The sequence below is a fragment of the Leucogemmata humicola genome (assembly GCF_055379415.1).
Map to the genome: position 1 here is coordinate 3075249 of NZ_AP040875.1, position 24818 is coordinate 3100066.

The 24818-nt window shown below is 63.1% G+C and carries 22 protein-coding genes; 6 read left to right on the forward strand and 16 right to left on the reverse strand.

All coding sequences use genetic code 11. The features are described 5' to 3' along the window. Nucleotides 1-11: 11 nt before the first annotated feature. The 15 genes from AC6H4Z_RS12805 to truA form a co-directional block, all read right to left on the reverse strand. A complete protein-coding gene (locus AC6H4Z_RS12805) occupies nucleotides 12-1046 on the reverse strand; it encodes a lysylphosphatidylglycerol synthase transmembrane domain-containing protein (protein WP_497542356.1) in 1035 nt (344 codons plus the stop codon). Next, nucleotides 1043-1732: a polysaccharide deacetylase family protein gene (locus tag AC6H4Z_RS12810; RefSeq protein ID WP_497542357.1), complete on the reverse strand. Its 690-nt coding sequence runs from the start codon at nucleotides 1730-1732 to the stop codon at nucleotides 1043-1045. The genes AC6H4Z_RS12805 and AC6H4Z_RS12810 overlap by 4 nt, the downstream gene beginning before the upstream one ends. Continuing rightward, nucleotides 1729-2943: a glycosyltransferase family 4 protein gene (locus tag AC6H4Z_RS12815; protein WP_497542358.1), complete on the reverse strand. Its 1215-nt coding sequence runs from the start codon at nucleotides 2941-2943 to the stop codon at nucleotides 1729-1731. The genes AC6H4Z_RS12810 and AC6H4Z_RS12815 overlap by 4 nt, the downstream gene beginning before the upstream one ends. Beyond that, complete coding sequence (gene ppdK / locus AC6H4Z_RS12820; RefSeq protein WP_497547041.1) at nucleotides 2906-5611, reverse strand: pyruvate, phosphate dikinase; 2706 nt, start codon at nucleotides 5609-5611, stop codon at nucleotides 2906-2908. The genes AC6H4Z_RS12815 and ppdK overlap by 38 nt, the downstream gene beginning before the upstream one ends. A gap of 185 nt (nucleotides 5612-5796) precedes the next feature. Beyond that, nucleotides 5797-7176 carry an amidophosphoribosyltransferase gene (gene purF / locus AC6H4Z_RS12825; protein ID WP_497542359.1) on the reverse strand — a complete coding sequence of 460 codons (1380 nt, stop codon included), beginning with the start codon at nucleotides 7174-7176 and terminating at the stop codon, nucleotides 5797-5799. Between the two features lie 51 nt (nucleotides 7177-7227). Then, complete coding sequence (gene purL, locus AC6H4Z_RS12830; RefSeq protein WP_497547042.1) at nucleotides 7228-9471, reverse strand: phosphoribosylformylglycinamidine synthase subunit PurL; 2244 nt, start codon at nucleotides 9469-9471, stop codon at nucleotides 7228-7230. A gap of 59 nt (nucleotides 9472-9530) precedes the next feature. Next, on the reverse strand, nucleotides 9531-9935 hold the full coding sequence (locus AC6H4Z_RS12835) for a hypothetical protein (protein WP_497542360.1): 405 nt from the start codon (nucleotides 9933-9935) through the stop codon (nucleotides 9531-9533). Between the two features lie 12 nt (nucleotides 9936-9947). Further along, nucleotides 9948-10640 carry a phosphoribosylformylglycinamidine synthase subunit PurQ gene (gene purQ / locus AC6H4Z_RS12840; RefSeq protein WP_497542361.1) on the reverse strand — a complete coding sequence of 231 codons (693 nt, stop codon included), beginning with the start codon at nucleotides 10638-10640 and terminating at the stop codon, nucleotides 9948-9950. Nucleotides 10641-10642: 2 nt separating this feature from the next. Next, nucleotides 10643-10900, reverse strand: coding sequence for a phosphoribosylformylglycinamidine synthase subunit PurS (gene purS, locus AC6H4Z_RS12845; protein ID WP_497542362.1), 258 nt, complete (start codon nucleotides 10898-10900; stop codon nucleotides 10643-10645). Continuing rightward, entirely contained in the window at nucleotides 10897-12021 is a 1125-nt protein-coding gene (gene pssA, locus AC6H4Z_RS12850) for a CDP-diacylglycerol--serine O-phosphatidyltransferase (RefSeq protein ID WP_497542363.1), read from the reverse strand. The genes purS and pssA overlap by 4 nt, the downstream gene beginning before the upstream one ends. Continuing rightward, a complete protein-coding gene (locus tag AC6H4Z_RS12855; protein ID WP_497542364.1) occupies nucleotides 12018-12671 on the reverse strand; it encodes a phosphatidylserine decarboxylase family protein in 654 nt (217 codons plus the stop codon). Before AC6H4Z_RS12855 ends, pssA begins: the two co-directional genes overlap by 4 nt. Next, the gene (locus AC6H4Z_RS12860) at nucleotides 12668-13594 is read right to left on the reverse strand and encodes a phosphoribosylaminoimidazolesuccinocarboxamide synthase (RefSeq protein ID WP_497542365.1); all 927 of its coding nucleotides are present in this window, start codon (nucleotides 13592-13594) and stop codon (nucleotides 12668-12670) included. Before AC6H4Z_RS12860 ends, AC6H4Z_RS12855 begins: the two co-directional genes overlap by 4 nt. Next, entirely contained in the window at nucleotides 13591-15021 is a 1431-nt protein-coding gene (gene purB / locus AC6H4Z_RS12865) for an adenylosuccinate lyase (RefSeq protein WP_497542366.1), read from the reverse strand. Before purB ends, AC6H4Z_RS12860 begins: the two co-directional genes overlap by 4 nt. After that, nucleotides 15018-16424 (reverse strand): trypsin-like peptidase domain-containing protein, encoded by a 1407-nt coding sequence (locus AC6H4Z_RS12870; RefSeq protein ID WP_497542367.1) that lies wholly within the window; start codon nucleotides 16422-16424, stop codon nucleotides 15018-15020. Before AC6H4Z_RS12870 ends, purB begins: the two co-directional genes overlap by 4 nt. Next, complete coding sequence (gene truA / locus AC6H4Z_RS12875) at nucleotides 16421-17203, reverse strand: tRNA pseudouridine(38-40) synthase TruA (protein WP_497542368.1); 783 nt, start codon at nucleotides 17201-17203, stop codon at nucleotides 16421-16423. The genes AC6H4Z_RS12870 and truA overlap by 4 nt, the downstream gene beginning before the upstream one ends. Nucleotides 17204-17369: 166 nt before the next feature. Between truA and AC6H4Z_RS12880 the strand changes: the two genes are divergently transcribed. Both AC6H4Z_RS12880 and trpD read left to right on the forward strand, forming a co-directional pair. Next, the gene (locus AC6H4Z_RS12880) at nucleotides 17370-18671 is read left to right on the forward strand and encodes a GAF domain-containing protein (RefSeq protein ID WP_497542369.1); all 1302 of its coding nucleotides are present in this window, start codon (nucleotides 17370-17372) and stop codon (nucleotides 18669-18671) included. After that, nucleotides 18661-19698, forward strand: a complete 1038-nt coding sequence (gene trpD, locus AC6H4Z_RS12885; RefSeq protein ID WP_497542370.1) for an anthranilate phosphoribosyltransferase — start codon at nucleotides 18661-18663, stop codon at nucleotides 19696-19698. The genes AC6H4Z_RS12880 and trpD overlap by 11 nt, the downstream gene beginning before the upstream one ends. Before the next feature lie 12 nt (nucleotides 19699-19710). On the opposite strand, the gene lexA is transcribed toward trpD, so the two are convergent. Next, nucleotides 19711-20319 carry a transcriptional repressor LexA gene (lexA, locus tag AC6H4Z_RS12890; RefSeq protein WP_497542371.1) on the reverse strand — a complete coding sequence of 203 codons (609 nt, stop codon included), beginning with the start codon at nucleotides 20317-20319 and terminating at the stop codon, nucleotides 19711-19713. Between the two features lie 140 nt (nucleotides 20320-20459). On the opposite strand from lexA, the gene AC6H4Z_RS12895 reads away from it, so the two are divergent. Genes AC6H4Z_RS12895 through AC6H4Z_RS12910 form a run of 4 tightly spaced genes read left to right on the forward strand, consistent with a single transcriptional unit; the run spans nucleotide 20460 to nucleotide 24796 of the window. Further along, complete coding sequence (locus tag AC6H4Z_RS12895; protein ID WP_497547043.1) at nucleotides 20460-21233, forward strand: indole-3-glycerol phosphate synthase TrpC; 774 nt, start codon at nucleotides 20460-20462, stop codon at nucleotides 21231-21233. Continuing rightward, nucleotides 21223-21876 (forward strand): phosphoribosylanthranilate isomerase, encoded by a 654-nt coding sequence (locus AC6H4Z_RS12900; protein ID WP_497542372.1) that lies wholly within the window; start codon nucleotides 21223-21225, stop codon nucleotides 21874-21876. Before AC6H4Z_RS12895 ends, AC6H4Z_RS12900 begins: the two co-directional genes overlap by 11 nt. Further along, nucleotides 21873-23051 (forward strand): tryptophan synthase subunit beta, encoded by a 1179-nt coding sequence (gene trpB, locus AC6H4Z_RS12905; RefSeq protein ID WP_497542373.1) that lies wholly within the window; start codon nucleotides 21873-21875, stop codon nucleotides 23049-23051. Before AC6H4Z_RS12900 ends, trpB begins: the two co-directional genes overlap by 4 nt. A gap of 2 nt (nucleotides 23052-23053) precedes the next feature. Next, entirely contained in the window at nucleotides 23054-24796 is a 1743-nt protein-coding gene (locus tag AC6H4Z_RS12910; RefSeq protein WP_497542374.1) for a HEAT repeat domain-containing protein, read from the forward strand. Nucleotides 24797-24818: the final 22 nt, after the last annotated feature.

The window sequence follows — 24818 nt, forward strand, 5'->3', positions numbered from 1 at the left end:
TCGGCCCGTCGTTACCCGACCCGCTCCTCTTCATCCTCTTCCGCCTCGTGGCGTGACGGAAGGTTCAGTCCCTTATCCTCGGCGCGAACGACCTTCTTGCGCTTGAAGACGAACTCCGGCGCAAGCGCGACGCCGAGTAGCGTGACCGGAATGATCTGCTGTGCCTGAATGAGGAACGCGACAGCAATCGCCTGGTCGCGATCCATTCCGAAGCTCGTAGCCGTCAGTGCATACGCCGCCTGAAAGACGCCGACGTTGCCCGGTGTAGCGCGCGTCGCAAAGCCGATGTTCACGAGCAGAATCGCCGCGACCGTGCCGACGAGCGGAATGTTGAAGTCAGCCGAGCGTGCAGTGAGGCTGTAGGTCCACACCTGCAGGGCCCATATCCCGACGGAGAGAAGTAGCGCAACGGCGAAGCGCGGTCCCGTCGAAATGCCGCCGATGGTGTGGCCGAAATGCCGGAAAAAGTTTCCAAGGCGGCCACGCCAGTGCGTCGCCGGCTCGATCACCAGTTCGGTTTTCACGTCCGGGCGACGCACGAGCCAGATGAGCAAAATCGCAATTCCCACGAGCGCGGCCCACGCAACGGGGCGCGTGCGAGCCAACACCGGCGGCAACTCGAGAAACGACACGGAGAGCGCGAGCATCACGACATAGCCGATCAGCTCGAACATGCGTTCGAGCGCGAGCGTGGCCAGGATCTTCGCGCTCTGCACGTGCGACGCGCGGGCAACGAAAATCACGCGCGCTGCCTCGCCGCCGTTGGCGACGAGAATATTGTTGAGACCGGCGCCAGCGAACGTTGCCTTGAGTGCGAGCCAGAACGAAGGCGCACCGACCGGCCTGAGGAAGATCCACCAGCGAACTGCTTTGCCGACCAGCGACAACAGATTCACGACCGCGGCCGCGAGGAGAATCGTGCGATTCGCCTGCTCCATGCTGTGCCAGGTCGAATGCCAATTGACCTTTCGCGCAAACAGCACGAGCGCCACGATGATGACGGCGCTCAGAGCAAGTCGAATGATGTGCGTTACGGCTTTCTTCATCCGTTGTCGAGAAGATCGAAACGATACCCCTGAGCGTGCAGGCGATCGACGATGAGAGGCACTGCCTGTGCCGTCTGCATCCGATCCCCCCGAGGATCGTAACCATCCCCGTCGTGAAGCAACAGGATGGCACCAGGCCGGGCGCCCTCAACCGTCCGCTTCGCGATGGCCTCGACCCCCGGTCGGTCGGAATCCCAAACCCCCAAGGACCAGCCAACCGTGCGCTGGCCAAGCCGGCGCGCGATGGCTGTCACCCACGGGCTCCGAAAGCCGTGCGGCGCGCGGAACAGCCGCGGATGCGCGTTCGACGCGCGCTCGATGGCCGCCGTACCGCGCTCCAAGTCGTCGCGAACGTAGGCGGGCGACTTGAAGTGGAGCTTGCGGTGGTAGTAGCCGTGGTTGCCGATCGAATGTCCTTCATTCGCGACGCGCGCCACGAGCTCCGGCCACTGCTCGGCGTGTCGCCCGAGGATGAAGAACGTCGCCTTCACGTTGCGCTCGCGGAGCGCATCGAGGATCAGCGGCGTGGCATCGGGATTCGGGCCGTCGTCGAACGTGAGGGCGACAGCACGATCACGCGCGCGAAGGCGCGTGATGGGCCGACCGAAGATCGGACTATTGCGGTGAAACGCGCCGTGCACGGCGCCGCCAAGAATGGCGACGCCGGCGACGAGGCCGAAGATCATACTCCGACGGCGACGTTTCCGAGAACGTTCTGATACACGTCCAGCACGCGAGACGTGACACGCGCCCACGAGTATTCGAGAGAATTCTGGCGGCCCGTGGTGCCGAGCTGGATGGCCAGACCCTGATCGTCGAGCACGCGGACGAGGGCATCGGCAAGCGCATCGCGATCGCCGCACGGAACCATCAGCGCTTCACGACCGTCGACGACGACGTCACGGAAGCCGAGAATGTCGGAACACACCACGGGCGTTTCGCACGCCATGGACTCGAGCAGCGTGATGCCGAACGAGGCCTTCGTGGTGGGGCAGGCATACACGGAGCTGTGAGCGTAGTAGCTCGGACGTCCTTCGAGCACGGCGCCAACGAAGGTGATGTCCTTGTCGCCGTTCGCTTGCTTGTAGTAGTGCTCACGAAGCGGGCCGTCGCCAACGACGACGAGCTTCGCTTCACGACCGCGATTGCCACGGCCCTTCACCTTCTGGAACGATTCGATGAGCGTCGTTAGTCCGTTGCGCGGATCAAAGCGGCCGAGGAACAGAATCGTCGGCACATCCTTGTCGATTCCTGGCGGCGGAGGCGCACTCGGATGAAAGACGTCCGTGTCGATGCCGTTGGGAATGACCTGCCAATCCGCGTCGAAATACCGATTCAGCGCGACCGTGGTGCTGTTCGAAACGGCAATGGCCGTCGAAAGCATATCGAGTCGCTTCTGGAAAAACTTGCGGCCGAGCGTGTAGCCGACCGAGCGATCGAAATACGTGTGGAACGTGCCGATGACGGGGACTTCGGCTTCTTCGATAGCGAGGAGGGGCAGTACAGGCGTCAACGGCGAGTGCACGTGGACGATGTCATACCGGCCTTCACGCAGGACGCGACGCATGTCACGGCGAAGATTCCACCCGAGGGTGATTCGCGCCTGTGATCCGTTCGCGTACACCGGTTGACTGCGGCCGAGTCGAATGACGTTCGGCTGCGGTTCAGCGCCGGGAATCTGCGACGTGATGACGTCGACGTGGTGACCACGACGGCGCGCTTCGCGGGCGAAGAAGTGAACGTGCTCACACACCCCGCCCAGATGTGGATAGTAGTACTCGGTGACCAGCGCGATACGTAGCGGCCTCTCATCGCCCTTGATGAACTCGAGATCGGGCAGATTCGGGAGGGTGGGGTGGCTACGACGCGTGCGCTTTGTCTGGTGGGGGGGATTCAAGAGCGGCATGGGCTGCGGCTAGGCGTGCGATTGGAACGCGGTAGGGCGAACAGGAGACGTAATCGAGGCCGATCGAGTGGCAGAACTTCACGGAGCGCGGTTCACCGCCATGTTCACCGCAGATGCCCACCTTGAGTTCAGGGCGGACGCTCCGACCGGCAGATACGGCAAATCCAATCAGCTTGCCGACACCGTTCCTGTCCAAAACCTGGAACGGATCGTCGGGAAGTATACCACGTTCTACATAATTCGGTAGGAATTTGCCGGCATCATCCCGGCTCAATCCAAATGTTGTTTGCGTTAAATCATTGGTTCCGAACGAAAAGAACTCGGCCTTGGTCGCTATCTCATCGGCGATCAAAGCCGCTCGAGGAAGCTCGATCATGGTCCCTATGGTATAGGCGACTTCTTCTCCCATACCGCCAAGAACCACCCGAGCGGCCTCTTCCAAAATGGCTCGCTGATTCTCGAACTCGCCCAGTGTGGCGACGAGCGGAATCATGATCTCAGGACGTACGTCGAGCCCTCTTCGTTTCGCCTTGACGGCAGCCTCGAAAATGGCCCGGCCCTGCATTTCCGTAATCTCCGGGTAAGTAATGCCGAGTCGGCACCCCCGGTGCCCCAACATGGGATTGGTTTCGCGCAAAGATTCTATAATGCGACCCAATTCGGCCCTTGGAAGTTCCAGGGTTCGGGCAAGAAGTTTGGTTTCCTCGCCGCCGTGGGGCAAAAACTCGTGCAAAGGCGGGTCGAGCAGGCGGATCGTTACTGGTAGGCCGTTCATGGCCTCGAAGATCCCCTCGAAGTCCGACCGCTGCATCGGCAAGAGCTTATTCAGCGCACGGCGGCGTCCGCCTTCGTCACGCGCGACGATCATTTCGCGCATTCCGGTGATTCGGTCGCCCTCGAAGAACATGTGCTCTGTACGGCAGAGCCCGATTCCCTCGGCGCCAAAGGCGCGGGCAACCCGGGCATCTTGAGGCGTGTCGGCATTGGCCCGTACGCGCAGCCGTCGGACATCGTCCGCCCAACCGAGTAGCCGCGAAAAGGACTGATACGCCGGAGCGGTTTTCCGATCGCGCGTCCCACGGACGACCTGTACGACCTCGCTTGGCGTCGTGGGTAAATCGCCCCGATAGACGCGACCCGTCGCGCCGTCGACGGTGATCCACTCGCCCTCTGGGATCGTGATTTCGCCGACACTGAACCGGCGATGCTCGGTGTCGACGTGAATGTCCTTGCAGCCGACCACCGCGCACTTGCCCATTCCACGCGCAACGACCGCGGCGTGGCTCGTCATGCCGCCGCGCGCCGTGAGCACCGCACGCGCCGCGACGATTCCGTGAAAGTCCTCCGGCGTGGTCTCGTCGCGAACGAGGATCACGTGATCACCCGCCGCTGCGCGTTGCTCGGCGACATCCGGATCAAAGACAGCCATGCCGCTCGCGGCGCCTGGACTTGCGGGAAGTCCGGTGCATAACGGCGTCGCGCGAACGCCCGAGTCGATGACCGGATGCAGCAACTGATCGAGTTGCTCGGGCGCCACGCGCAGCGTGGCGAGGTCCGTGTCGATCACACCTTCATCGACCATGTCCGTTGCGATGCGTACAGCGGCCGCCGCGGTGCGCTTACCGGTGCGCGTCTGCAGCAGATAGAGTTTTCCGCGTTCAACGGTAAACTCGATGTCCTGCATGTCGCGGAAGTGATTCTCCAATCGTTCTTCCGTGCGACGCAACTCCGCGTACGACTCGGGCAGCAGATTCGCCATCTCATCGATGCTGAGCGGCGTGCGAATGCCGGCGACGACATCCTCACCCTGCGCATTGATGAGGAATTCGCCATAAAACTTCTTCTCACCCGTCGACGGATTGCGCGTGAATGCCACGCCCGTTCCCGAATCGTCGCCGAGGTTTCCGAATACCATCGAGACGATATTCACTCCGGTGCCGAGCGACTCCGAAATGTTGTTCACACGCCGGTAGTCGACGGCTTTCTTCAGCGTCCACGATTTCCACACCGCCTCGATCGCGCCCCAGAGCTGCGTCATCGGGTCCATCGGGAAATCCTGACTCGTCTGCGCGCGAACGAGCGATTTGTATTCCTCGACGAGACTCCGCAGCGTCGACTCGCTCAACTCGGCGTCGGTGGACGCGCCGGTTGTCAGTCGTTTGGCCGAGAGCAGGTGCTCGAACTTGGCGAAGGGCACACCGAGTACGACGTCGCCATACATCTGGATGAACCGGCGATAGGAGTCGTACGCGAAACGCGCATTGCCGCTCGCGCGTGCGAGACCCATCACGGTGCGATCGTTCAACCCGAGGTTGAGGATTGTTTCCATCATACCGGGCATCGACACCGGCGCGCCCGATCGAACAGAAACAAGGAGCGGCATGTTGACGTCGCCGAACCGCTTCTCCGTGACCTGTTCGAGATGTTTGAGGGCCGCGTCGACTTCGGTGCGTAGCGCGTCGGGAATCTTACGATCGCGCAGGTAGTTGACGCACAGCGAGCACGCGATCGTGAAGCCCGGCGGCACCGGCACGCCAAGATTAGTCATCTCGGCGAGGTTTGCACCTTTGCCGCCGAGAACGGACTTCATTTCCTTCGTGCCTTCAGCCTGTCCGCCGCCGAAGAAGTAAACCGACTTCGATTCGGCGGCGCCTGACATAGGAGAGCTCACGGCGATTGACTGAATGCTAGACACGGGTAGCCACTTGGCACTGGATGCGAGGCGCTAGAAGCACGGTGATCCCGGTGACCTTTTGTGAATCCCACGACGAACCCGAGGGACGAGCGACACCCTATCAACTTCTTCCGAATCTCTAGCGCCTTGTTCTAGCGCCTAGTGGCTATCTAGCATCCACACCCAAAGCGAAGCTTGTCAGGATCAGTGGGTGGCGGCGTCGGATAGTCGCCCGAGAAACAGGCATGACAAAAGCCGCTGGGTCCAGAGGGGACTGACTCCAACATTCCGTCGAGCGACAGGTATCCCAACGAATCGGCGCCAAGGTGCGCGGCGATTTCTTCGGTGGTGTTATTGGCGGCGATCAGCTCTTCGCGCGACGGCGTATCGATGCCGTAATAGCACGGTCCGGTGACCGGTGCCGAGCTCACCCGCATGTGCACTTCGCGCGCACCGGCCGCGCGAACGAGCGCAACAAGACCGCGCGTCGTGGTGCCGCGAACAATCGAGTCGTCGACCATCACGACGCTCTTGCCTTCGAGCACTTCGCGAACGGCGTTGTATTTCACCTTGACCTTCGCATCGCGCCCGGCCTGCGTTGGCTGAATGAACGTTCGTCCGACGTAGTGATTTCGAATCAACGCCAGCTCGTACGGGATTCCGCTTTCCTCAGCGAAGCCGAGTGCGGCGGAGTTCGACGAGTCGGGCACGCTGAATACGATGTCCGCCGTTGGTGCCGGGTGCTCTTGGGCCAACCGACGACCAAGCGCGCGACGCGCGGAATTGACCGAGCCGCTGAAGACCCGACTATCTGGTCGAGCGAAATAGACGTACTCGAACACACAGCGCTTGAGATCTTGCTTGGGCAACGGATGAATGGAGTGCGTTCCATTCGGCCCGACCGAGACGATCTCGCCAGGTTCGACGTCGCGTTCGAATGTCGCGCCAACGATGTCGAGCGCGCACGTCTCAGAGGCGAACACAACGGCGTCGCCGAGACGACCCATGGCAAGCGGACGCCAACCACGCGGATCGCGCGCCGCCATGACCGTGTCGCCCATCGCGACGATCAGACTGTACGCGCCTTCGACTCCAGCGAGCGCGTCGGCCAAACGTTCGGCCGGCGTATTCGCGTTTGATCGAGCGAGCCGATGAACGACGACTTCCGAATCGTTCGTCGAGCCGAAAATCGACCCCGCTTCCTCGAGCTCGAGGCGTAGTTCGCCAGCGTTAGTAATGTTTCCATTGTGCGCGAGCGTGATGTAGCCGCCCTTCGATCGGGCAACCACAGGCTGCGCGTTCTCGATCGTCGACGATCCGGACGTACTGTACCGCGTATGTCCGACCGCCGAGATGCCAGGAAGTTTGGTCAGCTCCTGGCCAACGCTGTCAGACAGCGTGCCCATGTTGCGCACGGCGCGCGCCTGACCGTTTGGATCGATCGACACGACGCCGACCGATTCCTGCCCACGATGTTGCAATGAATACAGACCAAGCAGCGCGATTTGCGGCGCGTCAACGTGGCCACGAACCCCGAATATTCCGCACACTGGCTCTAGCTCCTCGCTACAGGCGAACGAACATCAGACCATCACGTAATATCACGACGGTGACGCAACCGCGGCTTGCGACATGATTCGCGGGATCGCTTCGTGGTACGCCTCGTCGAGCGCAGCGAGCGGCGCCGTGAGGCGCGTCGTGGCGGTCGAAATGGTGAGCGGTCCCTCGAGCGGTCCCACGGTGCCGATGACTCGCGCCGGGACACCGTGCTTCTTGGCAACTGCCAGCACGGTGTCTGGCCGATCAGTCGACACGATGACTCGCGCCTGCGCTTCGCCAAAGAGCAACGCGCGCGTCGCGATGTCACGCCACGGTGTGAGATCGATCGCTGCACCATGACGTGCTTCGCGGTCCATCATGCAGCACTCGGCGAGCGCAACGGCGAGTCCGCCGTCGCTGCAGTCGTGTGCCGACGCAATCGCGCCGCCTGTGATCGACTCGAGCAGTGCGTCGATGAGCGCACGTTCCGCGGCGAGATCGCACGCTGGCGGCGCCCCCGCAACCACTCCGTGAATGCGTGCGAGGTATTCGCTCGCGCCGAGCTCAGAGGTGGGCTCGCCAAGTAGCACGATCGCGTCGCCTTCTTTTCGGAAGTTCGACCGCGTGACGTGGGCCAGGGAATCGATAACGCCGATCATGCCGACGACGGGCGTGGGGTACACCGCGCCCGTGGGATTCTCGTTGTACAGCGAGACGTTGCCGCCGGTGACTGGAGTTCCGAGCGCATTGCAGGCTTCGCCCATGCCTCGAACCGCTTCACGCAGCTGGAAGTACACTTCCGGGCGCTTTGGATTTCCGAAGTTCAGATTATTCGTAATCGCCATCGGCCGCGCACCGGTACACGCCACGTTGCGCGCTGCCTCGGCGACGGCGATCTGCGTTCCGACGCGCGGCGACAGATAGACATACCGGCCGTTGCAATCCGTCTTGCACGCGAGCGCGCGGTCGGTTCCGCGAATGCGAACCACTGCAGCGTCGCCGCCCGGTCCGATCACGGTGTTCGTGCGAACGGTCGTGTCATACTGGCGATGCACCCAGGTCTTGGACGCGATCGTGGGCGACGACAGCAACCGCGTGAGCGTCCAGAGCGGATCACGCTCTTCGGCGCGCTCGGGGATGGCAGCGACGTCTCGCGCGCGGGCGGCGATGACGTCGGCGCCTTCGCGAGCTTCTGGCTCATACGTCGGGCAATCGGTGACGAGCCGAATACCGGGGAACTCGGCGACAACGCGATCGCCTTCGGTCACACGATACACCGGCTCGGCGATGACTTCGCCGATCACGGCGGCCGTGAGGTCCCACTTCTCGAGAATCGCCGTGACTTCGTGTTCGCGGCCGCGCGTAGCGACGACGAGCATTCGCTCCTGCGACTCGCTGAGCAAAATCTCATACGGCGTCATGCCCTCTTCGCGAACGGGCACCTTCGACGTATCGATCGTGACGCCGACATCACCGCGCGCGGCCATCTCGGCCGACGATGAAGTGAGTCCGGCCGCGCCCATGTCCTGAATGGCAACGATGGCGCCGCTGCGAATCAACTCGAGACTGGCCTCGAGCAACAGCTTCTCCGTGAACGGATCGCCGACCTGGACGCGCGGACGCTTCGCTTCGCTCTGCTCGGAAAGATCCTCGGAGGCGAACGATGCGCCGTGAATACCATCGCGACCCGTGCGCGCACCAACGGCGATGATGGGATTTCCAACGCCCTGCGCCACCGCGAGAATGAGCTCGTCTTCGCGAAGAAGGCCAACACACATTGCGTTGACGAGCGGATTGCCCTCGTACGACGGATCGAAGGCAACTTCACCGGCGACGGTCGGAATACCGACACAGTTGCCGTAGTCGCCAATGCCTTTGATGACGCCCGCGAACAGATATCGAACGCGCGCCGAATCCAGCGATCCAAAGCGGAGCGAATTCAGCATGGCGATGGGGCGCGCGCCCATGGTGAAGACGTCGCGTAGAATTCCGCCAACACCGGTCGCGGCGCCCTGATAGGGCTCGACCGCGGATGGGTGGTTGTGCGATTCGATCTTGAAGGCGACGGCGAGTCCGTCTCCGATCGAGATTACGCCGGCGTTTTCGCCGGGACCCTGCAAGACGTACGGCGCCTTGGTGGGGAGAGTCTTGAGGAGTGGCCGAGAGTGTTTGTACGAGCAGTGCTCACTCCAGAGCGCACTGACGATTCCAAGTTCGGTGAACGTCGGATCCCGGCCGAGCATGGCGACCAGACGCTGGTATTCATCAGTCGTCAGGCCGTGTTCGCTGATCAATGCAGGGGTGATCAGCGGATCGCCCGGGCGGGCTTCGACGGTTTTGGTCGAGGAGGAGGTGGTGGGTGGCGTCACCGGAGCAATTCAGGAGAAGGCTTCTTGGGATCGGGCGGCGTCTTGGCAGGCGCCGGGGCGAGTTTGAGCGGAGCACCCGACGCGGAGTTCTTCTTGGCTTCGGGTTCGGTGATCATGCGCGGCGAGCTGCTGGTGCCGCTGAATTCACGACTGGCAGAGCGGAACACAGCATCGACGACCTTGCCGCTGTCGAGCACGACGAGGTCGTTCATGCCGCACTTCTTTTCGCAGCCGTTGCGGTAGAGCAGGTAGGTGAAGCTGTTGCGCGAGCGAACCGAGAGTGGTTCGCCGAGCTTGGCGATGACCTGATCCTTCGTCATGCCCGGGTCGATCTTCGCGGACTGCGCCGGAAGAACGGCCGCGGATGCGGCGAGTGCAACGACCGTGATGAGCGAACGCATATTTACAATTCCTTATGCCGCGACTCTCGCGAGCATCGACTCGAACACTCCCAGTCCGTCGTCGGAGCCGAGAAGCGAATCCATTGCCCGCTCTGGATGCGGCATCATGCCAAGCACGTTGCCGGTATCGTTGATGATGCCGGCGATGGCGCGCATGGAACCGTTCGGGCTCCAATATTCATCCGCGTCCGCCGGACCACCGGCGTAACGGAAGACCACACGACCATCACCTTCCAGTTTATCGAGAGCGGCCTCATCCGCGGTGTAACGCCCGTCACCATGCGCGATGGGAATTCGCAGAATCGTGCCCGGCTCATACCGGTTGGTGAAGAGCGTGTCCGTCTCCTCGACCCGAATGCGAATCCACTCGCCGATGTACTTGAGGCTTGCGTTGCGGAGCAGAGCACCGGGCAGCAACCCGGCCTCACAGGCGATCTGAAAGCCGTTGCAGATCCCCAGAACCGGACCGCCACGTTTTGCGTGCGCCACGACGTCCTGCATGATGGGGCTGAAGCGCGCGATCGCCCCGGCACGGAGGTAGTCACCGTAGCTGAAGCCACCCGGCAGGATCACGACGTCGCTCTGTTTGAGGTCGTGATCCTTGTGCCACAGATAAACGGCCTCTTCACCGAGCTTCTCGACCACCGCCTGGTAGGCGTCGTAGTCGCAGTTGGAGCCCGGGAACGTCACGATACCGAATCTCATATTCAGTCTCCCTCGACGCTCGCGATCTCGAAATCCTCGGTCACTGGATTGGCGAGCAAACGCTCACACATTTCGCGCGTCGACTGCTCGGCAGTCTTGCGGTCGCCAGCGTCGATCTCGACGACAATGTGTCGCCCGACGTGCACGTCGCGCACGGTTGCGAAGCCGAGCGTGTGAAGGGCGTCGGCGACCGTACGACCCTGCGGGTCGAGAATGCCGCGACGAGGAGTGATGTGTACGGCGATACGATAGTGATTCATTCAGACTGACCTGTCGGCGAGTCGGGAGTGGACGAGGAGGGATTGGACGGCGGCGGATTGCTTCCTGGCGCACGGCTTCCGCCGCGACGACGACGACGCTTGCGACGTGCCGGCTGACCGTCGGCGGCGCGCCGTTCGTCGGTCGTCTCGGAGTCGTCGCGGCGACGATCTTCACGGACACGTTCGTCGCGGGCGCGTTCGTCACGCGGCGCTTCGACGGCTGCCTGCGCCACAGGAGGCGTGAGGCGCGCACCGGGCGGTCTGCGGTTTTCGGGCGAGCGTCCGCCCTCGGTGCCAAAACCGCCTGTAGTGCCGAAGACTTCGTCGGGTGTACTCGAGCGCCCAAGGAAGCCGAGGATCACCCATTTCACTGCGCCGTACAACACGTACGCGAGCAGCGCGGGGAAGATGAACTCCTCTCGTCGCACGAGGAGCAACACCACCGACGCAGCGATCACCAGCGTGCCGAGGATTCGTCGTATCGAGTTGAACCCGATTGACGGGACCGTCGGATACGGCACGTCGCTGATCATCAGTGCGGCGAGAATGGCCATCAGGCCACTAAGTATCGTAGGCCAGGGAAGGTCTGACAGCGTTTTGCTGTCGGTGAAAAGAATCACCGTCTGGTTGTACAGCGGCGTTTGCGCGAACCAGTAGTACGTGGCGAGCGTGAGCCCGGCCGCGGGACTGGGCAAACCGTGGAAGTGCGTCTTCTTTCGCCCCGCCTGCTCCACGTTGAAGCGCGCGAGACGCATCACGGCGCACGCCGTGAAGATGAAGACCATCAGCCATTCCCACCCGCCGCGGTTCAACATTCCGAGATACACGATCAGCGATGGCGCGAAGCCAAACGAAATCGCGTCGACGAGTGAGTCGAGCTCCTCGCCGAACCGGCTGCCCGTTCCTGTTGCGCGAGCGACTCGCCCGTCGAGCGTGTCGGCAATGCCGCCAAGAACGATGAATGCCGGCGCTTCGGCGTACTTGCCGCGAATGGCCAGGAGGATCGCGTAGATCCCGCAGAACAGATTGAACAGCGTCAATCCGTTCGGCATCAGGACCACCGCACGACGGACGCCCTGCCGGTCCTTTGCCAGGCGAGAGCCGCGTTGCAGTGCGTTCATTGACCGGCCAGATCCGCGATGACGGTAACGCCGGAGAAGGTGATGTCGCCCACCTTCGCGCGCACCTTGGAACCGACTGGCAGGAACACGTCGACGCGCGAACCGAAGCGGATGAGGCCCATGCGCTCACCTTGCTTCACGTGCTCGCCTTCTTTCGAGTCAGTGATGATTCGGCGCGCAATGAGACCGGCAATCTGGCGAACGAGAATTTGATTCGACCCAGACTCGATGCCGATCGACGATTGCTCATTCTCGAGACTCGACTCTTCAGCGGCTGCGTTGAGAAAGCGCCCCGGCTTCCGCTGCACGAGCCGAACGATTCCGCTCACGGGATATCGGTTGACGTGCACGTTGAACACGTTCATGAAGATCGAGATACGGATCGCGCGCGACTTCATGAACGTCGGCTCGTCCACTTCGGTGATCATCACGACCTTTCCATCTGCCGGCGAGATCACCAATCGCTCGCCGCGCTCACCCTGTCGCTGCGGATCGCGGAAGAAGTAAGCAACCCACAATGCGATGAGGGTCAGTGCGAATGCGATGAGCCAGAGCGGCCACGAACGCCGCGTCAGCGCCACACCGAACGCGCCAACGGCGACGAGCGCCGAGACGACGATGAAGCTCAAGCCTTCACGTGCAAAGTTCACGATAGCTCCGCGAGATTGAGCGCGTTTCCGGTGATCCGACGGAAGGCATCAAGGTAGCGAGCGCTGGTCGCTTGGACGACCGCCTCAGGTAGCGGCGGCGGTGGCGCGTCGCCATTCCACCGGCCGGCGCGACGCTCGGCGTCGAGATAGTCGCGCAGGGGCTGCTTATCGAAGCTCGGCTGTCCACGGCCCGGCTGGTACTGATCGGCCGGCCAGAAGCGCGAACTGTCTGGCGTGAGGACTTCGTCGATCAGGGTGATCGTGCCCTCGCGGTCACGGCCGAACTCGAACTTGGTATCCGCGATCACGATGCCGCGCTCGGCCGCTACAGCGCGGCCGCGTTCGTACACCATGCGGCTCAGACGTTCGAGCTCACGCGCGACCTCAGGGCCAACCGTTTCGGCGACCCGCGCCACGGTAATGTTCTCGTCGTGACCACTCTCGGCCTTGGTTGCAGGACTGAAGAGCGGGGGATCGAGGCGTTCACTCTCGCGCATGCCCGGCGCCATCGACTCCCCGGCGAGGGTTCCGGATTGCGCATACTCCTTCCACGCTGAGCCCGAGAGATATCCGCGAATCACACATTCAATCGGAAAGACCTCGGTTCGCCGGCAGAGCATTGCGCGACCAGCGAGCACGTCGCGATGATCGGCGAGCGCCGGAATCATCTCGACGATCTCGTCGACGTTGGACGAGAGCATGTGATGGTGCACGTCGCCCTCGAGTTGCCTCAGCCACCACGCGGTGATCTGCGTGAGCACGGCGCCCTTGTATGGAATCGGCTCGGCCATCACGACGTCGAATGCGCTGACGCGATCGGTCGCGACGAGCAGCAAGCGGTCGTCGTCGACAATGTAGACCTCGCGCACCTTGCCACGCCGCAGATGTTGCAGCGGAAGCGGAGCCAGATTGGCGATCGTCATACGCGTACCTCCTCGAGCGCTTGCTCGCGGTGACCGGCGAGGAGCGGACCTACGACGTTTTCGAGGAACTCGTCGACCTGCTCAGGCGCGCGGCCAACGAAGCGCGACGCGTCGAGCGCTGACTCCATGTCGGTAATGGAAACGCCAAACTCCGGATCGGCAGACAGCCGGTCGAGCATGTCGTTGCGCGTTGCGCCGTTCTTCAGCGCCCGCGCTGCCTCGATGCTATGCTGACGAATGCGCTCGTGCGCCACCTGACGATCGCCGCCCGCACGTACGGCGCGGACAATCAGCTCTTCCGTGGCCATGAACGGAAGCTCGTCTTCCAATCGGCGACGAATGCGCGCCGGATGCACTTCCAGACCGCGCGACACATTCTCCATGAGAATCAAAATGGCGTCCGTCGCCAGGAAGCTTTCGGGAATCACGAGACGACGGTTCGCGCTGTCGTCGAGCGTACGCTCGAAGAACTGCACGCCATGCGTGAGATTCGCATTCGGCTCGAGCGTGACGACGAAACGCGCCAGCGATGCGATGCGCTCAGAGCGCATTGGGTTTCGCTTGTACGCCATGGCCGATGAGCCAATCTGCTCGGTCTCGAATGGCTCTTCGATTTCGCCAACGGACTGCAGCACGCGAACGTCGCCGCTGAACTTCATGGCGCTCGATGCGATACCTGCAACCACGCCGAGCACCTGCGCGTCGAGCTTGCGCGAATAGGTCTGGCCCGACACCGGAATCGACGACGCAAATCCCATCTTGGTGGTGACGCGCGCGTCGAGTTCGCGAACCTTGGCGTGATCGCCGCCAAAGATCTCGAGAAAGCTCGCCTGCGTACCCGTCGTGCCTTTCACACCCCGACACGGCAGCGTGGCAATGCGATGATCGAGGTCGGCGAGATCGAGCACGAGATCCTGCATCCACAGCGTCGCGCGCTTACCGACGGTCGTCGGCTGAGCAGGCTGTAGGTGCGTCGAACCCAGCGTTGCCTCGCTTCGCCACTCGCGCGCGAAGAGCGAGAGTGCGCGAAGGACATTCACGATCTTGCCGCGCAACAGCTCGAGGCCGCGACGCATGAGCATGAGGTCCGCGTTGTCGGTGACGAACGCGCTCGTTGCGCCGTAATGAATAAATCCCTTCGCGGCGGGTGCCACGTCGCCGAACGCGTGCACGTGCGCCATCACATCATGACGGAACCGACGCTCGTACGCCGCGACGACGTCGAAGTCTATGTCGTCGAGATGCGCGCGCATCTGCGCAATCGCTTCGGGCGGAATCGGCACACCAAGTTCCAACTCTGACTCGGCGAGCCACAGCCACAATTGCCGCCACAGGCCGTGGCGCATTTTCGGCGACCATACTTCGAGCATCGCCTTCGATGCATAGCGCTCGGCGAGCGGCGACGAGTAACGATCGTGAGTCGTCATCGAACTCCAAACTCGCTGAGCAACCGACGACCCTGACGTTCAATGACCACGCGAAGATAGGTGCGCCCACCGATCGCGCTGATGACGCGCGCGGCGTCTTGCGCCGACTTGATCGAGGCGTTGTTGATTTGCACGATGACGTCGCCCTTTAGCAGTCCCGTCTGATCCGACGCGTCTGCGCTGATGTTGTAGATCAATGCGCCCGACTGGGAGCGCAGCGAACGCTCGGCCGCGATGGCCGGCGTAACGGACACGAGCTCGAGCTCGCGAAGAACCTGAACCTTTGGTGCGTTGACCTCTGGGAGGTCGGCGATGTTCACGTCGACGTCCATCTCGCGTGAACCGCGCTTGATGTGCAGCCGCGTCATCGCACCTACACGAAGGTCGAGCAGCGCTGCATTCCAGTCGAACGGGTTGTGCACGACGCGCGTGCCTTCGCTGAGAATCACGTCGCCCGGTTGGAGCCCTGCCGACGCGGCCGGCGATCCCGGAGTGACGCGGGCGATGATCGCTCCCTGAGAAATGACATCCCGCGGATTGTTCGACTGCCGCTGCTGGAGGAACACGCCTATCCACGGACTACGCAGCGAGCCGTGGGTGAGCAGATCGTCCACCACACGAATGGCGCGGTTGATCGGAATCGCGAAGCCGAGTCCGACGGAGCCACCCGACGGCGAGAAAATGCTGCTGTTCACGCCAATCACGTCGCCGTCGGCATCGACGAGCGGTCCCCCCGAGTTTCCAGGATTGATCGCCGCGTCCGTTTGAATCATGTCGAAGTACGAGCCGCCGCCCTCGGCCGGCGCGACGAGATTTCGCTGCGTTGCGCTCACGACGCCGACACTCACGCTCGGCTCGGCGTTGCCGAGGTAGAAGCCGAATGGGTTGCCGATGGCAATCGCCCATTCGCCAATGAGAAGGTTGCTCGAGTTGCCGAGTTTGACTTCGGGAAGATTCTTCGCGTCGATGCGAAGCACGGCGAGGTCGTTCGTTTCGTCCGAGCCCAAGAGCTTGGCCGGAAACACGGTGCCGTCGCGCATCATGACGGAGATCTTGCTGGCGCCGGCCACCACGTGCGCATTGGTGACGATCACGCCGTCCTTGCGCACGATGAAGCCGCTGCCCAGTCCCGACTGCGTTCGGGGTTGCGCGCGCCCCCAGAACATGTCGAACGGATCCTGCGGCGACTGATCGACCGCCTCGGTCTGCACAGTCACTACCGATGGAGACACTTTCGTGACGGCGAGCGTCAGCGCGTTCTTACGACTCTGTGAAATCTGGTCGGTGGGAGACGCGACGATGCCAGACGATTGCGCAGCCGAGCGCTGCGGCTCCCGCGAACATCCAATGAGAATGGCCGCACCCACGACGTGCACGGCGCGGCGAACCATGAGCGTTTTCATATTCCCTCGGCGTACAGCGCCTGCGGATACTTCACTTCCTCGAGAAACAGCGCGTGCGATGGCGCGGGCGGCGACACGTCGCTGTTATCCGCCGCGGCCAGCAGACGCTCGATGTCGCCGAGCGGCCGTCGACCGGTGGCGACGTCGAGCATTGTTCCGACGAGGAATCTCACCATGTGATGCAAGAATCGGTTGGCTTCGATCTCGAACACCAGCCCACCAGGCCGATCGTGCCATCGCGCACTGAGCACGCGACAGCCGTGATCGTCATGGGCAGGCGCCGTACCCAGTACGGCGAAGCCCCGGAAGCAATGTTCACCCTCGAGGTGGGCGGCCGCTGCATCCAGAGCGCCCCGCTGCAAGGGCTGCCCGAATGCCAGCTCATACCGGCACCGAAATGGAGAGTGTGCTTCGTCATCCGTGCCGACGTAGTAGCGGTACCGTCGGCTTACTGCACTGTAGCGCGCGTGAAACTCGTCCCGCATTTCGGCGGCGGCCGCAACCCACACGTCGGCGGGAAGCACCGCGTTCAATGCTCGCCGAAGTTCCGGAACGCCGCTGCGCCATCGTTCTGGAACCCGAACTCCAACCGCCTGGCCTCGCGCGTGAACGCCAGCGTCGGTGCGGCCCGAGCCAAGCGCGGCAACTGGCGTGGCGCACAATCGCCCCAGTGCCTCCTCCAACACGCCCTGTACGGTTCGCTGATTCGGCTGGCGCTGCCACCCGCTGAATCCGGCGCCGTCGTAGTGCAACACGAGTTGCACAGTGCGCTCGGCCATTGCGCGAAAACTATCGGTACTGGAGGGAGTGTCAAGCAACGTTACACCTTCGGCACTGTGATCCAACCGATTGACATTGCGCGAGCTACGTACTCACATTTCGCCTGCAATCCTTCCCGCGTCGCGCGCGCCTAAGTAGTTCAGCCGTGCGCCAAGCAGCCAATCGATGCCGCCGCGCACGCTCGCTTCGTTAGCACACGCACTGACAGTCGCCGCCAATCGGGACGCCGCGCTCCAAGCGCTTGGCGAAGCGTTGGCCGAAGTCGACCGCTACGCGCACGTCGCGCTGCTCACCTTCGATGGGCGGCGGAGCATGCTGCTCGATCGCATCCTCGTCATCGGCGCCAAAACGAACTCCACCAGGGTCGAGACGACTCTCGACCACCTGCCCAGTCGCGAGCGGTTGGCGATTCAGGCAGGCGGCCAGTTCGTGGATTTTGGCGAAGGCAGCGACGAGTTCGCCCGGCTCTTCCAACTCCCGCCGCTCGGCGAACCGGGGTGGCTCGGTGTGCGTGGCCTCTGTCACGACGGCGAACTCAGCTCGCTACTCGTACTGTATGAGTCGCGGAAGATGTTCGGCGCGCGAACCTCGGAGCGCTTCCTGCCGGCCATCGCGCTGTTCGAGCTCGCCTACGTTCGGTTCCTCGAACGCGATGCGCGCGAGGATGCCGTGCGGACGCTGGAGGACGTGACACAGCGAGTCCACGGCGACTACAAGCGACGTCTGTCTGAGCTGGAAACACGGCTGCTCGACGCCAGCGCGTCCCAGGCCGCGGTGGACTCGGCCCGCGTCGTATCGCTGGAGCGTGACCTTGCCCAGGCCAACGAGGACGCCCGCCGAGCGCTCCGTCGCGCAGGCGCCGTCGAAGCCACGATCGGATCCGCCGTGGAGCAGTTGGAAAAGGCCCACGTCGAGCTGCACCGGCGAAACGAGTCGCTTCGACAGAAGACGCGCACGATTTACTTGCTCGACCGCGTTCTCACGCTCGACGCGTCGATCGACGATCCGAAGCAGTTGGCCGACGGCCTGCTCGCGCTGGTGGGCGACGACATGCACGCGCAGCGCTGCTCGCTCATGCTCAAGAGCAGCGAGGGCGACTACCTGTATCTCGCTTCGGCGCGGGGCATCGCGCCCGGAGTCGTCGACGGCGCGCGGGTAGCAATGGGGCAGGGCGTATCGGGCACTGTGGCGCAGACGCGCGAGCCAATGCTCGTGCGCGACGTGTCCGACGCGCGGAACCATCCGCTGCTCAAGGATCAGTACTTCACGACTGGCTCGTTCATCAGCTTCCCGCTCGTCTATCACGACGAGTTGGTTGGTGTAGTGAACCTCGCCAATCGCGCGCAGCACGGCATGTTCGTCGAGGAAGACGTTGACCGAGTGCGCATCCTTGGATTGGTTGTAGCACTGGTCGCATTGCGCGCCCGTCTGCCTGAACGTCTCGGCGAAGCACTCAGTGTCCGCTAATCCACCAAACGCTCTTCTCGGCACGATCAAACGCCTCGCGGCGGGCGAAGGACCAGATCCGAGCGAACTGACAGAAGCGTTCAACGTCGTCCTGCGCGGCGACGCTACGCCGGCGCAGATCTCGGCGCTTCTTATCGGCCTACGGGTGCGAGGCGAAACGCCTCAAGATCTCGCCGCCGTGGTTCGCGCGTTTCGTCAGGCAATGGTGGAACTGCCAGCTGCGCGCCAATCTGATCTGGTAGACACCTGCGGCACCGGTGGCGGAACGATCAACACGTTCAACATCTCGACGGCCGCGGCGCTCCTCGTTGCAGGCGCGGGTGTGCGCGTGGCGAAACACGGCAATCGGTCGTTCACCACGCAGTGCGGAAGCGCCGACGTGCTCGAGGCGCTAGGTGTGGGAATCGACGTCCCGCTCGAAGTCATGACGCGCTCCCTCGAGGAAGCGGGCATCGTTTTCATGTTCGCGCCGCTGATGCACCCGGCCATGCGCCACGTGGGGCCGGTTCGCCGCGAGCTCGGCGTTCAGACCGTCATGAACATGGTCGGGCCGCTTGCCAATCCCGCCAGCGCGGGACGTCAGGTGGTCGGCGTTGCCGACGTAAAGCGTCTCGCACTCATGGCCGGAGCGCTACGCGAACTCGACGCGAATCATGCGATGGTCGTCCACGGGGCCGGGATGGACGAAGTGTCGCCGTTCGGCGAGACGCAGGTGGTCGAGATCCGAAATGGCGAAACCAAGGAGTGGACAATCGAACCCCGGAATTTTGGGTTCGGCGATGGCACGCCCGAGGAGCTGGCGGGCGGTCCGCCGGCAGAAAACGCCGCGGCGGTGCTCCGCGTGCTGCGCGGCGAGGGAAATGTCCCGTCAACCGCGGCTGTCGTTCTCAATGCTGCAGCGGCCTTCTATGTGAGCGGCCGCGTCCAGACGTACGGCGAAGGCGTGGACGCGGCCCGCGAGGCGATCAAGACGGGAGCCGGGCTGTTGGCGCTCGAAAAACTTCGCGCGTCCTTTTCGCGCCGCTAACCCGACCGCCGCTCAGTAGCGCCGCATTACCCCAACGACGATGCCTTGTATGGTGACGTCGTTCTCGTGCACGTACATCGGCTGCATCGTCTCGTTCGCTGGCTGAAGGCGAATGCGACCGTCGCGCTCGCGGTAGTACTTCTTGACCGTGGCCGACGTGCCGTTGACGAGCGCGATGACCATTTCGCCGTTGTCGGCGCGCTGACGTTCGTTGATGACGACGAAGTCACCGTCGCGAATCTGCTCGTCGACCATGGAGTTGCCGCGGACGCGCAGAACGTAGTGACCGCCGCCTCGCCCAACGAACGTTTCCGGGACCGAGAAGGTCTCGTTGAACTCGAGCGCCTCGATCGGGACGCCGGCCGCCACGCTGCCGAGCAATGGAAGTTCGATGGCCTTGGGCGCCGCCTCGCTGGGCAGGATCTCGATGGCGCGACTCTCGTTGTAGCTGCGCTTGATGTAGCCTTTGCGCTCGAGATTCGTGAGGTGCTCGTGCACCGTCGCGAGCGAGTTGTAGTCGAAGGTCTCAGCAATCTCCTCGAAGCTCGGCGCAAAGCCGTTTTGTTCGGAGTAGACCGTGAGATAGTTTAGTATTTCGCGCTGGCGCTTCGTGAGCGGCATAGGCTGAGACCCTGGTTCAGCTTACGAGGTAGTGGCGACGAAACCGCTCGCCCGAATAAGCCCCGAAATACTATATCCGAACAAGGACCGAAGTGCAAGCTTCTCCTGTCTGGACGCCTCCCACCGGCACCCTCGGCCAGATCGTCGCCGAGGCGCAGGCCCGCATTGAGACGCTTCGCGCAACCGAAGCGTCGCTCGAGCGCATGGCGTCAGACGCTCCAGCAGCTCCGGGTTTTGCCGAGGCGCTGCGGGGTCCCAACGTCGCCGTGATCGCAGAGGTCAAGCGCCGCTCGCCGTCCAAGGGATGGATCAATCAGAACATCACGGCGGCGGAGCAGGCGAGATCATATGAACGCGGCGGGGCCGCGGCGATCTCGGTGCTGACCGAGCCGCTGCACTTTGGCGGCTCGACGGAGGACCTCATCTCGATTCGAGCTGCGGTGGCTATCCCCGCACTGAAAAAGGACTTCCACGTTCACCCCGTTCAACTCGTCGAAGCGCGTGCGCTCGGCGCGTCGGCCGCGTTGCTCATCGCACGAGCACTGTCGCCGAGTGGTCTACGAGAAATGATGGAGGCAGCTCGAGGTCTTCATCTCGAGACGCTGGTCGAAGTGCGCGACGAGGACGAACTGCAGCGGGCGCTCGATTGCGGGGCGGTCGTGGTCGGAATCAACAACCGGAATCTCGAGACGCTGGCCATCGATCCGGCGACGTCCGAGAGAATGCTGGGCCTCATTCCGGCCTCGGTGATTGCCATTGCCGAAAGTGGCGTGAGCGGTCGATACGACGTCGAACGCGTCGCGTTGTGTGGCGCCGATGCCGTACTCGTAGGCTCGGCGATTTCCGCCGCGGACGATCCCGCCGAAGCGGTCCGCGTCCTGGCCAGCGTGCCGCGGACATCCCGTGCCGACTGAGATCAAATTCTGCGGGCTCACGCGCGCTGACGACGCAGACTTCGCGGCGTCGTTAGGCGCGAAATACACGGGCGTCATTTTCGCCGGCGGCCCCAGAGCGCTCACGCTCGCGCAGGCCATGGAAGTTCTTGCACCCGTACCCAGTCAGGTGGGGCGCGTTGGCGTGTTCGGCGACCAGACAGTAGACGAAATCACTCGCGCCGCCGATTGGCTTCAGTTGCGAGTGGTACAATTGCACGGCGAGAATGGCCGCGAGCGCGTGGAAGCCATTCGTCGCGACTTCGCGGGCTCGATCTGGATCGTTCGCCGCGTCTCGTCCGCCACTCTGCTGTCGAACGTCGACGATTCAATCGACATCGGAGACGGCATTCTGATCGACGCGTTTGCACCAGGCGCGCTGGGCGGAACGGGAATCACGCTGCCCTGGGACGACATTGCGCAAGATTTCGCGGGGCTACAGGCGCGCAAGCGACCTGTGATTCTCGCCGGCGGTCTTCGTCCGGAGAATGTCGGGCGAGCCATCGCGACGCTCGCTCCGGATGTCGTAGACGTTTCATCGGGAGTGGAAAGCGCTCCCGGAATTAAAGATCACGATCGGATGCGGGCTTTCCGCGACGCTGTCGAAGCTTCTCTTCATAAATGACCACAGTCATCAACGACCGATTTGGCGCCTTCGGCGGACGGTACGTACCCGAAACGCTCATTCCCGCCATCGACGCGCTCGAACGCGCCTACGACGACGCACGTCGCGATCCGTCGTTCATCGCCGAGCTCACGGAGATGTTGACCAACTACGTGGGCCGGCCGTCGGCGCTGAGCAGCGCGCCGCGCTTTTCGGAGCACGTCGGCGCGCAGGTGTGGTTGAAGCGCGAGGATCTCAATCACACGGGCGCGCACAAGATCAACAACACCGTCGGTCAGGTGCTGCTCGCACGGCGGATGGGTAAGAAGCGGATCATCGCCGAGACCGGGGCAGGGCAGCATGGCGTGGCCACGGCGACGGTGTGTGCTCGATACGGCTTGCAGTGCGTCGTGTACATGGGCGAGGAGGATATGCGGCGGCAGTCGCTGAACGTCTTCCGCATGAAACTGCTCGGCGCCACGGTCGTGGGAGTGTCGAGTGGCACGCGTACGCTCAAGGACGCGACGACTGAAGCGATTCGCGACTGGGTCACGAACGTCAATGACACGTACTACATCATCGGATCCGTCGTCGGGCCGGCGCCGTATCCGCGGATGGTTCGCGACTTTCAGTCCGTGATTGGTCGCGAAGCGCGCGCGCAGCTGCTCGAACGGATCGGCCGGTTGCCGAAAACTGTTGTGGCATGTGTTGGCGGCGGCTCGAACGCGATGGGCGCCTTTCACGCGTTCGTCGATGATCGCGACGTAGAACTGATCGGCGTGGAAGCGGCGGGCGAAGGGCTCGACAGCGGTCATCATTCCGCGTCGCTGACGCGTGGCCGCCCCGGCGTGCTACACGGGTCGTTGAGTTATCTCTTACAGGACGAGTACGGCCAGGTGCACCCGGCGCACTCGATCTCGGCGGGCTTGGACTATCCAGGCGTTGGTCCGGAGCACGCGTTCCTCAAGGACAGCGGGCGCGCGGAGTACGTAGCCGTCTCGGATACGGCGGCACTCGAAGGATTCCAACTTCTGAGCCGCCTTGAAGGGATTATTCCAGCACTCGAAACCGCCCACGCCGTGAGTTGGATCACGTCGCAAAAGGGCCGATGGGCGAAAGATGATGCAGTGCTTCTTTGCGTTAGTGGGCGCGGCGATAAGGACGTGGCGCAAGTGAGTGAAATGAATATCTTGTGAACGTGACCTCCCCCCCGTCCTCGTCGGCGCTCGGACAGCTGCACGAGCCGGAGCCTCTCGAGCCGCCCTTTTCGCCGTCGCGCGTCGAAGAGCTGTTGCGGCTCGTGTCAAAGGCCGCCCGCGCTCAACAGCTGTACCTGCCGAACAATCCGATCTACAAAAACGCGATCGATACGCTTCGCGGCGGATTCGGCCCGGTATGGCAGGAGACGGAGGAGCTTCCGCTCACGATCAACGAGCACGAAATCCGGTGGTTCGACGCCGTCGTCGCCGGCGGGGGCAGCGAGGGTACCGGAGGTGGGAAGTCGCCGGACAATCTCGCGTGGCTGTTCTACAAGGACGGCATCCGCGAATTGAACTTCGCCACCGGCTTCGAAGAATCCGAAGTCGTCAAACTGCTGCAGATCGTTCAGCGCGCGCGTAAGGGCTCGGCCGACGAAGACGATCTCGTGACCATGCTCTGGGAAGCGGATTTCACGTTCTTGAAATACAAGTACGTCGATCTGCTCCAGGAAGGCGGCGGCGGCGAACTCACCGATGGCGGCACCTCAGCGCCCGTCAGCGCGTCGGACATTCAGCGTTCTACCCGGGACGCGGTCGCGGAGTCGAAAGCCCCGGGGTTCGTGAACATGTCCGACTTCGACGCCACACTCTATTTCCTCGACGAACGAGAAATCGAGTACGTCCACGCGGAGATCGAGCGCGAATACAGGCAGGACCTGCGGACGAATATCGTCGCCGTGTTGTACGACATCTTCGAGGCGCAGGACGACGCGACCGTTCGCTCGGAAGTAATCGACCATCTGGAAACTGTGATGGTCTACATGCTCACGGCCGGACACTTTCGCGGCGTCGCGCGCCTGCTTCGAGAAACGCAGGTCGCCATCGGCCGTTCGACATCTATCGCCGCGGAGCATCGCACACGCCTGACGCAGCTTCCCGAGCGCATCAGCGCTCCCGATACGCTCGCTCAGCTCTTTCAGGCGCTCGATGACACGCCCAGCCTTCCGCCGGGCGACGAGCTCGCGGAACTGTTCGATCAGCTGCGGCCCGCCGCGCTGGCGACAGTCTTTCAGTGGACGGCAAAGAGCCGGAACGAGCGCCTGCGGCCCTTGTTGGATTCCGCCGCCAATCGACTTGCCGGCGCTAACACCGCGGAGCTCGTGCGACTCGTCCAGTCGCCGGATCCCGAGGTGTCGTCGGCTGCCATTCGTCGCGCGGGTGCGCTCAAGGCGCAGGCAGCCGTGTTGTCGTTGAGCAAGATTCTCGGTGAGCCCGAGCCGGCGCGCCGTCTGCTCGCCACGCAAGCGTTGGCGGAAATTGGATCGCCCGGTGCACTGCAAGGGCTCGAGCGAATCATCGAGGATGCCGACCGCGACGTACGCATCGCCGCGATTCGCGCGATGACATCGCACACGTATCGTCCGGTGCTCAGTCGGCTGGAGACGGTCGTCAAAGGCAAAGCACTTCGCGAAGCCGACCTCACGGAGAAGATGGCGTTCTTCGAGGCGTACGGATCGCTCTGCGGCGATGCCGGAATCTCGCAGCTCGACGCAATGCTGAACGGCAAGGGGTTTCTCGGCCGACGTGAAGAGCCGGAGATTCGCGCGTGCGCTGCGATTGCGCTCGGCCGCGTGGGAACCGACAGAGCGATGGAAACGCTGCGAAAGTCGGCGGCGGAAAAGGACATCGTTGTGCGCAACGCGGTGACACGTGCGCTTCGTGGTGGAGCGTCCGCGCCGTGACCGAACCACAAACGCCTTCGCG

Coding starts and splice junctions, on each gene's coding strand:
- AC6H4Z_RS12860 (WP_497542365.1), bottom strand. CDS start 13,594: ATGACGATCGCCAATCTGGCTCCGCTTCCGCTGCAACATCTGCGGCGT.
- purS (WP_497542362.1), bottom strand. CDS start 10,900: ATGAATCACTATCGTATCGCCGTACACATCACTCCTCGTCGCGGCATT.
- truA (WP_497542368.1), bottom strand. CDS start 17,203: ATGGCCGAGCGCACTGTGCAACTCGTGTTGCACTACGACGGCGCCGGA.
- AC6H4Z_RS12810 (WP_497542357.1), bottom strand. CDS start 1,732: ATGATCTTCGGCCTCGTCGCCGGCGTCGCCATTCTTGGCGGCGCCGTG.
- ppdK (WP_497547041.1), bottom strand. CDS start 5,611: ATGTCAGGCGCCGCCGAATCGAAGTCGGTTTACTTCTTCGGCGGCGGA.
- AC6H4Z_RS12870 (WP_497542367.1), bottom strand. CDS start 16,424: ATGAAAACGCTCATGGTTCGCCGCGCCGTGCACGTCGTGGGTGCGGCC.
- purQ (WP_497542361.1), bottom strand. CDS start 10,640: ATGAGATTCGGTATCGTGACGTTCCCGGGCTCCAACTGCGACTACGAC.
- pssA (WP_497542363.1), bottom strand. CDS start 12,021: ATGAACGCACTGCAACGCGGCTCTCGCCTGGCAAAGGACCGGCAGGGC.
- purB (WP_497542366.1), bottom strand. CDS start 15,021: ATGACGACTCACGATCGTTACTCGTCGCCGCTCGCCGAGCGCTATGCA.
- trpB (WP_497542373.1), top strand. CDS start 21,873: ATGACCACAGTCATCAACGACCGATTTGGCGCCTTCGGCGGACGGTAC.
- AC6H4Z_RS12835 (WP_497542360.1), bottom strand. CDS start 9,935: ATGCGTTCGCTCATCACGGTCGTTGCACTCGCCGCATCCGCGGCCGTT.
- AC6H4Z_RS12880 (WP_497542369.1), top strand. CDS start 17,370: ATGCCGCCGCGCACGCTCGCTTCGTTAGCACACGCACTGACAGTCGCC.
- AC6H4Z_RS12805 (WP_497542356.1), bottom strand. CDS start 1,046: ATGAAGAAAGCCGTAACGCACATCATTCGACTTGCTCTGAGCGCCGTC.
- lexA (WP_497542371.1), bottom strand. CDS start 20,319: ATGCCGCTCACGAAGCGCCAGCGCGAAATACTAAACTATCTCACGGTC.